9 protein-coding genes are annotated in these 8,997 nt (G+C 66.2%); 2 read left to right on the top strand and 7 right to left on the bottom strand.

From position 1 onward, the window contains the following. From WA965_RS12935 to iolC, 6 genes are all read right to left on the bottom strand, one after another. The coding region (locus WA965_RS12935) for an aldehyde dehydrogenase family protein (RefSeq protein WP_526447597.1) at window positions 1–880 on the bottom strand (880 nt) is incomplete at its 3' end. A gap of 27 nt (window positions 881–907) precedes the next feature. Then, complete coding sequence (locus WA965_RS12930) at window positions 908–1,921, bottom strand: Gfo/Idh/MocA family protein (protein WP_526294300.1); 1,014 nt, start codon at window positions 1,919–1,921, stop codon at window positions 908–910. Between the two features lie 7 nt (window positions 1,922–1,928). Beyond that, window positions 1,929–3,878, bottom strand: coding sequence for a 3D-(3,5/4)-trihydroxycyclohexane-1,2-dione acylhydrolase (decyclizing) (iolD, locus tag WA965_RS12925; protein ID WP_526294299.1), 1,950 nt, complete (start codon window positions 3,876–3,878; stop codon window positions 1,929–1,931). Window positions 3,879–3,881: 3 nt separating this feature from the next. Further along, entirely contained in the window at window positions 3,882–4,772 is an 891-nt protein-coding gene (iolB, locus tag WA965_RS12920; protein ID WP_526294298.1) for a 5-deoxy-glucuronate isomerase, read from the bottom strand. A 2-nt stretch (window positions 4,773–4,774) separates the two neighbouring features. Then, window positions 4,775–5,659 carry a Cgl0159 family (beta/alpha)8-fold protein gene (locus WA965_RS12915; RefSeq protein WP_526294297.1) on the bottom strand — a complete coding sequence of 295 codons (885 nt, stop codon included), beginning with the start codon at window positions 5,657–5,659 and terminating at the stop codon, window positions 4,775–4,777. Continuing rightward, the gene (iolC, locus tag WA965_RS12910; protein ID WP_526294296.1) at window positions 5,652–6,635 is read right to left on the bottom strand and encodes a 5-dehydro-2-deoxygluconokinase; all 984 of its coding nucleotides are present in this window, start codon (window positions 6,633–6,635) and stop codon (window positions 5,652–5,654) included. The genes WA965_RS12915 and iolC overlap by 8 nt, the downstream gene beginning before the upstream one ends. Before the next feature lie 154 nt (window positions 6,636–6,789). Here iolC and WA965_RS12905 point away from each other — a divergent pair, with 154 nt between their 5' ends. Next, window positions 6,790–7,521, top strand: a complete 732-nt coding sequence (locus tag WA965_RS12905) for a GntR family transcriptional regulator (RefSeq protein WP_526294295.1) — start codon at window positions 6,790–6,792, stop codon at window positions 7,519–7,521. Between the two features lie 76 nt (window positions 7,522–7,597). Here WA965_RS12905 and WA965_RS12900 read toward each other — a convergent pair whose 3' ends face one another. Continuing rightward, on the bottom strand, window positions 7,598–8,371 hold the full coding sequence (locus WA965_RS12900; protein WP_526294294.1) for a TIM barrel protein: 774 nt from the start codon (window positions 8,369–8,371) through the stop codon (window positions 7,598–7,600). 96 nt (window positions 8,372–8,467) lie between these two features. Between WA965_RS12900 and WA965_RS12895 the strand changes: the two genes are divergently transcribed. After that, window positions 8,468–8,997 (top strand): LacI family DNA-binding transcriptional regulator (locus WA965_RS12895; protein WP_526447595.1); only part of this gene is annotated, 530 nt, incomplete at its 3' end.

The following is an 8,997-nucleotide window of genomic DNA, read 5'->3' as shown; positions in this document are numbered from 1 at the left end:
TCGGCCCGACCGCGACACACGCCGAGATGGCCATGCAGCGTTCGCCTGCGGAGCCGAAGCCGGCGTTGACCATGGCGTCGGCGGCCAGGTCCAGATCGGCGTCGGGCAGGATCACGGCGTGGTTCTTGGCGCCGCCGAGGGCTTGGACGCGTTTGCCGGCGGCGGTGCCGGTGGCGTAGACGTACTGGGCGATCGGGGTGGATCCGACGAACGACACCGACTTGACCTTCGGGTTCACGAGCAGTTCGTCGACGGCGGTCTTGTCGCCGTGCAGGACGTTGAACACCCCCGGTGGCAGGCCGGCTTCGGCCCACAACTTCGCGATCCACAGCGAGGCGGTGGGGTCTTTCTCCGAGGGTTTGAGCACGACGGTGTTGCCGGTGGCGATCGCGATGGGGAAGAACCACATCGGGACCATGGCGGGGAAGTTGAACGGGGAGATGACCCCGACCACGCCCAGCGGTTGGCGCACCGAGTAGACGTCGACTTTGGTGGAGGCGTTCTCAGTGAAGCCGCCTTTGAGCAGGTGGGGGATGCCGCAGGCGAACTCGACGACTTCCTGGCCGCGCGACACTTCGCCGAGGGCGTCGGAGACGACTTTGCCGTGCTCGGCGGTGATGATCTCGGCGAGTTCGCCTTTGCGCTCGTTGAGCAGCTCCCGAAAACGGAACAGCACCTGGGTCCTTCGGGCCAGTGAGGTGTCCCGCCAGGCGGGGAACGCCGCCGCGGCGGCGTCAATCACGGTCTGCGCGTCGGCGACGGTGGCCAGGGCCACCTGCCCGGTGGTCTCACCGGTCGCCGGGTTCGTCACCGGCGCCGTCGCGCTGCTGGTGCCCGCGAACTCCTTGTTGTCCACCCAATGGGAAATGGTGTTGGTCATCGGATTCTCGTTTCTTCTTGTGATGGTCTAGGGGCGTTCTGCGAGGCGCACGTCGACGGGTAGGCCGGTGTGGAGCGATTCGACGCCGGCAGCACACACCGCCGCTGCGGCATACCCGTCCCAGGCGGTGGGGCCGTCGATGTTGATGCCGGCCCGGACCGCGTCCACCCAGCGTTGGATCTCGGTGTCGTAGGCGCGACCGAAACGCTCACGGAAACCCGGAGTGATCTGGCCACCCCACGTTCCCGGGGCGGCCTTGCGGATCAGGCCGGCGTCGAGGCCGATCATCGCGCTCCCGAGCTCACCGACCACTTCGGTGCGAACCTCGTAGGCCACTCCGGTGGTGACAAACAGTTCGACGTCGACATGCTTGCCGGATACCGTCCTCAAAATCGCGATCTGAGGATCGATGACGCCCTCCGGTGCACCGGGATTCGATGCGGGCCGGACGATATGCACACTCGTGATCTCCTCGTCGAACAGGTACCGCGTCACGTCGACCTCGTGGACGAGGGAGTCCTTGACGATCAACGAACTGTCGAAGTACGAGGGCACACCGGCGTTGCGGTGCACGCAGTGCATCACCAGCGGACGGCCGAGTTCGCCGCCGTCCAGCAGTGCCTTCAGGCGCATGTACTCGTCGTCGAAGCGACGCATGAATCCGACCTGGATCAGCGGACGGTCCAGCGTGGCTTCCCGCCGGACGATGTCCAACGAGGTGGCGACGTCGGTGGTCAGCGGCTTTTCACACATGACGGGCTTGCCGTGTTCGAGGCAGGCCAGCAGTTGGTCTTCGTGCGTGCTTCCCGGCGTGGCCAGCACCACGGCGTCGACATCGGCATCGGCGATCGCGTCGAGTGGATCGACGATCGCGCGGCAACCATCGATCTGCGACGCGATCTGCTCGGCTTTCTCGGTGACGTAGTCGTTCACGACGGTGACTCGGGCCCCCGAGATCCGCGACGTGATGCGGGTGACGTGATCGGCGCCCATCACACCGACGCCGAGAACGGCGACCCGTAATTCGTTGCTGTCGGACATCGCAGCCTCAGCGATCGGACGGATTGATCAGTGGCCGTTGCACTTTCTTCCAATCCGAATAGCGTTCATAAGCGGTCTGTGTCGAGGCCAGCGTGGACACCTGGCTGACCGGGACGTCCCACCAGGACTGGCTGTCGGGGGCGAAGATCAACGGGTCGGTCTCCACATAGATCACCGTGGTGCGTTCGCCGGCCTTGGCGACCTTCACCGCATCCGAGAACTCTGCTGCCGTCGTCACCCGGATCACGTCGGCGCCCAGACTCGCGGCGTTGGCCGCCAGATCCACGGGAAGCGTGTTGCCGTCGAGGCGCCCGTCTTCGCTGCGGTACCGGTAGGCCGTGCCGAATCGCTGCGATCCCAACGACTCTGACAGGCCGCCGATGGAGGCGAAGCCGTGGTTTTGCACCAGCACCGGGATGACCTTGACGCCCTCCTGCACTGCGGTCACCAGCTCGGTGGCCATCATCAGGTAGGAACCGTCGCCGACCATGATGAACACGTCCCGATCCGGGGCAGCCATCCGCACTCCGATGCCGCCGGCGATCTCGTAGCCCATGCAGGAGTACCCGTACTCGACGTGATAGCCCTTGCGGTCGCGCAGGCGCCACAGCTTGTGCAGGTCGCCGGGCATGGAGCCGGCCGCGCACACCACGACGTCACGAGGATCGGAGAGGGTGTTGACGAGGCCGATCACCTGATTCTGATTCAGTGCGGCGCCGTCGTCGGTGCGGTACACCTCCGACACTGTGTCGTTCCAGTCGCTCATCAGTTCCGCTGTGCGAGTCCGATATTCGTCGCTGACGGTGTAGTCACCCACGACGACGCTCAACGCCTCGAGTGCTTCGCGCGCATCGGCGACGACGCTGATGCCACCCTGTTTGACCGAATCCAGGGACGCCACGTTGATGTTGACGAACCGGACGTCGGGGTTGTTGAACGCGGTGCGCGAGGCTGAGGTGAAATCGCTGTACCGGGTGCCGATACCGATGATCACGTCGGCGTCGCTGGCCAGCACGTTGGCGGCCGTGGTGCCCGTGGATCCGACAGCACCGACACTCTGCGGATGCTCGTGCAGCAGCGACCCTTTGCCGGCCTGGCTCTCACACACCGGAATGCCGGTCTGACTGGCGAACTCGGCCAGCGTGCTGTCGGCGCCGGAGTAGATCACGCCGCCACCGGCAACGATCAGCGGTTTGGTGGCCGCACGGATCACCTCAGCGGCGCGGGTGATCACCGAGCGCTCGGGCATCGGCCGGGCGATGTGCCACGTCCGTTCCGCGAACATCGATTGTGGCCAGTCGAACGCCTCGGCCTGGACGTCCTGGGGCAGCGAGATCGTCGCCGCACCGGTCTCGGCGGGGTCGGTGAGCACCCGCATCGCACCGAGCAGTGCGGCCGGCAACTGCTCGGGACGCCACACCCGGTCGAAGTATCGTGACAGCGGCTTGAAGGCATCGTTGACGGTGACATCGCCGCTGGACGGCAATTCCAGCTCCTGCAGCACCGGCGAGCTCGCACGGGTGGCGAAAGTGTCTGAGGCCAAGAGCAATACCGGCAGCCGGTTGATGGTGGCCAGGGCTGCCCCGGTGAGCATGTTGGTCGAACCGGGGCCGACGCTTGCTGTCACCGCCCAGGCTTGCAGGCGATCTTTCTGCCGGGCGTAGGCCACCGCGGTGTGCACCATGGCCTGCTCGTTGCGGCCCAGCACGTACTTCAGACCGGGTTCCTGCCGCGCTTCGGCTGCCTCGATCTCGTCCTGCAGCAGCGCCTGGCCGATGCCCGCGACGTTGCCGTGGCCGAAGATGCCCAGGCAACCGGCGAAGAACTTGTGGCGGTCGCCGTCACGCTCGACGTACTGATTGGCCAGGAAGCGCACCGTGGCTTGTGCCACCGTGAGCTGGACGGTCGGTTCGGTGTCGGCGAGCTTGTCGGTCGACTTCGGCGCGGTGGAAACCACGGGTCATTCTCCTTTGGATGCGGAGGAGGTCTCGGAAAACGCAGTGAACGGGAGGCGGGGGTCGATCTCTTGGTGTTCCCAACTGCCACGCAACCAGGTGTGGTTGGGATCGTCACAGATGAGCCATGCGCGGTTGGGACCTGATCCGGCCATCACGTTCAGGTAGTACATGTGGTGGCCGGGTGCGGCTATGGACGGACCGTGGTAGCCGTGTGGCACCAGCACGACGTCGCCGGAGCGGACCTCCTCGAGCACCTCGATCGGTCGTTCCGGGGTGCCGTAAACCCGGTGATATCCGAATCCCGGTGTGCCGGCCGGGCTGTCGTCGACCTCGAAGTAGTAGATCTCTTCGAGTTGGGTCTCGACCTCGGTGTTCTCGTCGTGCTTGTGCGCGGGGTAACTGGACCAGTTGCCGCCCGGGGTGATCACCTCGCAGGCGATCAACGAGTCGGCCTCGAACGTGGTGGCGGTCCCGAAGTTGTGTACCTGGCGGCTGCAGTTGCCCGCGCCGCGAAGCTCAACGGCAACGTCGGCTGCGGCGACCCGGCGGTTGGGGTACGAACTTGCCGCACGCGCACCGCAGATGGCGATCCGCCCCCGCCCCTCGAGGCTGTAGGCCTGGTCGATACCCAGGTACACCATGTCGGCCGGACCGTCAAAAACCGAAGCGCGCGGTGACAATTCGAAGGACTCGTCGCCACACTGCACCGTGCCCGCACCGGCCAGGGGAAGGATCATCACCTCGGTGTCGCCGGTGTGCAGCGACACCTCGTGCCCGTCGCCGAGTTCGACCACATGCAGAGAGGATTCCGACCATCCGGCATCCTCGGGGGTGATGGCGACGGCGAACGGTGCGGTACCACTGTTGGCGGGGATGTACAGCTTGCTGTGCATGATCACCGCACCAGCGCCACCGCGGTGGCGACCGCAGTGCTCACATCGTCGTCGGCGGGATAGAGCAGCGTGCGGCCCACGATCAGGCCGCGCACCGACGGCAGCGCCAGCGCTTTCTCCCAGCTCGCGAACGCCTCGTCGGGATCGGCCGGATCCCCGCCGAGCAGCAGCGTCGGCATGGTGGTGGATTCCATCACCCGGTCCATCTCGTCGACCACGGGCAGCTTCATCCACGTGTAGGCCGACGTGGCGCCCAGGCCCTGGCTGATGTGCACGGACTTGATCACCGCGTCGGGACTCAGGTCGTTGCAGACCTTGCCGTTGACCCGGGAGGACATGAAGGGTTCCAGCATCGCGATCAGGCCGTGCGCGGCGAGTTCGTCGACAGCCTGCGCGCACGACGCCAGCGTGGCCACCGTGCCCTGGTCATCGAGATCGATACGGCACAGCATCTTTCCGCCGTTCATCTTCGCGGCCGCCGTCGACGCCGCGGTGGCACCGGTCATCCGGTCGTCGAGTTCGAACGACGAACCCGCGAGTCCGCCCCGATTGAACGAGGAGAACACCACCTTGTCCTCGAGCGCACCCAGGAGCACGAGGTCGTCGAGGATGTCGGCGGTGGCCAGCACGCCGTCGACGCCCGGATCGGCGAGCGCTGCGCGCAACCGATCCAACAGGTCGGTGCGGCTGTTCATCGCGGTGGGGCGGGCGCCGACAGCCAGGGCGCCGCGAGCCGGGTGATCAGCGGCGACGATCATCAGTTTTCCGTTGTCGCGCAACGTCGGTCGGGTCGACCGCTGCTGCCAGGCGCGGGCTACCGCCGCGGGGTCCGTGGCTCGGACCTCGGTGACGGCCGGGTAATCGACGCACACGGGGGAATCAGACATTGACGGCTCCTACTGCGGTCTGCTCAGCCAACTCGGCCACTTCTGCGGCGGTGGGCATGGCGGTCGAGCACTCCAGTCGGCCGGCGACGATAGCTCCGGCGGCGTTGGCATAACGCAGGGTTTTCTCCAGCGGCCATCCGTTGAGCAGGCCGTGGCACAGGCTCCCCCCGAAGGAGTCACCGGCGCCGAGACCGTTGACGACATCAACCTCGTTGGGTGCCACGGTGACCGAGGAGTGACGGCTCTTTCCCAGCACGCCTCGGGGCCCCTGTTTGACGATGGCCAACTCGACACCCAGGTCGAGCAGGGCGTCGGCCGCCCGGTGGGGATTGGACTCGCCGACGGCGATCTCGCACTCTTCGCGGTTGCCGACGGCGACGGTGACGTGAGCCAGCGCGCGCTGAACCTGCTCGGTGGCGTCGGCTGCCGAAGCCCAGAACATCGGTCGGTAGTCGAGGTCGAGCACGGTGAGCGGCGTACGGCTTGCGCCATCTCCGGAGCGGGCCGCCCATGCCTCGAAATGTGCTCTCCGACTTGGCTCTTCGGACAGCCCGGTGACCGTCGCCCAGAACAGCCGTGCCGACCGGACCGCGTCGGCATCGATGTCCTGCGAATCGATCTGAAGGTCCGGAGCGCTCGGCTTGCGGTAGAAGTAGAGCGGAAAGTCGTCCGGCGGGAAGATCTCGCAGAACGTCACCGGCGTCGGGAACTCGCCGTGGGTGGCCACGTACCGGTTGTCGACACCGAGACGCGCGAGTTCCGCGCGGACGAACCGACCGAACGGATCGTCGCCGACGCCGGAGATCAGGGCGGCACGATTGCCGAGCCTGGAAGCGGCGACCGCGACGTTGGCAGCGCTTCCGCCCAGGAACTTTCCGAACGTCTCGACGTCCTCCAGGCCGACACCGACCTGGAGTGGATATACGTCGACGCCGGATCGCCCGATGGCGAGAACGTCAAATGGCTGATTGGTCATCAAAGTCACTCCGACGAGTAGGTGGGTGGCTGGATATGACTGTGCCCCGGATCACGACGCTGTGTCAATAGTTTGTCCTGACATTCTTACTTGCAATCATGGACTGTTACGATGCAGCTACCCTTGGCCGGATAACTCGAGATCGGAGCCCGACGTGCCCCTGACAGTGGAGCTCGACAGGTCAAGCCCTGTTCCCCTCTACTATCAGCTCGCCCAGGCGATCGAGACCGCTATCCGTGATGGCGAACTCGCTCCGGGTGATCGATTCGAAAACGAGCTCGCCCTTGCCAAGAGATTGGCACTGTCGCGCCCGACGACCCGGCGCGCGATCCAGGAGCTCGTGGACAAGGGCATGCTGGTGCGCAAGCGCGGCGTCGGCACGCAGGTCGTCCAGAATCCGGTGCACCGGCGAGTGGAGCTGACAAGCCTTTTCGAGGATCTGGCACGCGCCGGCCAGGAGCCCACCACCCGGCTGCTCGAGTACCGGGTGGGTCCGCCCGACGAGGAGGTGGCGCGCGAGCTGAATCTGGGTGAAGGCCGCGAGGTCGCCTGCATCCGGCGTCTGCGCAGCGCCAACGGTGAGCCGTTGGCGGTGATGGTCAATCATCTGCCGGTCGAGATCGCACCCGATCCGGACGAACTGGAGAGCAATGGGTTGTATCAGTCGATGCGGGCCCGTGGCGTGCACATCCGGTTGGCGCGCCAGCGGATCGGGGCCCGTGGTGCCACCCGTGCCGAGGCGCAGCTTCTCGACGAGAAACTCAATGCACCGCTGCTGACGATGACGCGCACCGCGTTCGACGACTCCGGCGCGGCGGTCGAGTTCGGCAATCACTGCTACCGGGCGGCGCGCTACTACTTCGACACCACGCTCGTCGACCGCTGAGCCACCTCTCGCCGGAATTGCATTCCAGCAGGCCGAAACTCACGAATCCTCTGCTGGAATGCAATTCCGGCGGAGCTCAGGTGAAGGCGTGGCGGAAGGCGGCCAGCGCGGCCTCGCTGTCGCCTGACGCCCACGCCTCGAGCCCGACGGTGCCCGTGTACCCCATGGCGCGCAGTGCCGCGGCGATGGCGGCGTAGTTGATCTCCCCGGTGCCCGGTTCGCAGCGTCCCGGCACGTCCGCCACCTGGATCTCGCCGATCGCGTCCCCGCAGCGGCGCACCAACTCGATCAGGTTTCCCTCGCCGATCTGGGCGTGATAGAGGTCGAGCATCATCTTCACGTTCGGGTGACCGACGCCCTCGACGAGGGCGAGCGTGTCCTTGGCGCGGGCCAGTGGCACGCCGGGATGGTCGACGATGGTGTTGAGGTTCTCCACGCAGAACGTCACGCCGGCGGTAGCGCCCAACTCGCCGATGCGCTCGAGCGCGTGCGCGGCCGTCAGCCACATCTGACCGGTGGTCCGCTGGCGCGGTCGGGCGGCCTGACCGTCGACGAGCTCGGCGGTGTGCAGGTTCAGCCGTGTCACCCCCAGCGTCTCGGCGGCCTTGATGCTCAGTTCGGCGGTGCGCACCACTTCATCGGCGCTCGCTGGGTCGATGAGATCGCCGTGCAGGTAACCGGTCATCGATGTGAACGTCGCACCGGTGGCGGCAAGCGCCTTCAGGTCCTTGTCGTGCCAACTCCAGATCTCGACGGCGAAACCGAGTTCGTCGATCCGCCGGACGCGGTCGAGGATCGGCAGATCGGTGAAGACCATCTCCGACGACACGGCGAGCTGGAAGCTGCTCATCTTGGTTCTCCCACGTGAACTAGAACGTTCTAGTGACGGTAAGCGTAGGCCCGCAGAATAGTCAATGGTGAAGCTAGAACGATCTAGGCTGGATGCGTGACACGCAGACCGACGCTCGCGGACGTGGCCGAACGCGCTGGGTGCTCAAGGGCATTGGTGTCGATCGTGATGCGCGACGCGGCCGGCGCGAGCGAGCGCACCCGCGAGCGCGTGAAACAGGCGGCCGACGAGATCGGTTACCGGCCGGACCCGCATGCCCAACGGTTGCGTCGGCTTCGCTCCAATCTTGTCGGAGTGATGTTCGCCGCGGGGCAGGAGTTCCACGCCGATGTCGTCGACAGCCTCTACGTGGCCACCGAAGCGCTCGGATTCGACGTGGTGCTCAGTGCCGTCACGCCCCATCGCGACGAAGCCCGTGCCGTCCGGACGCTGGTCGACGATCGATGCGAAGGTCTGGTGCTGATCGGTCCGCAGGCCACGGCGCGCCGACTCGACGATCTCGCGTCGCAGATCCCAGTGGTCGTGGTGGCACGCCGAACGCGCGGTGTCGACGCTGTGCGCAGCGACGACGTGGCCGGCACGGTCCTCGGTGTGGACCACCTGGTGAGCCTTGGGCACCGCCGGAT

Origin of the sequence: Mycobacterium sp. (assembly GCF_049683935.1) — a bacterium.
Classification (GTDB): Bacteria; Actinomycetota; Actinomycetes; order Mycobacteriales; family Mycobacteriaceae; genus Mycobacterium.
The sequence above is the reverse complement of the archived record's forward strand: the minus strand, read 5'-3'. Positions and strand labels throughout refer to the sequence as shown.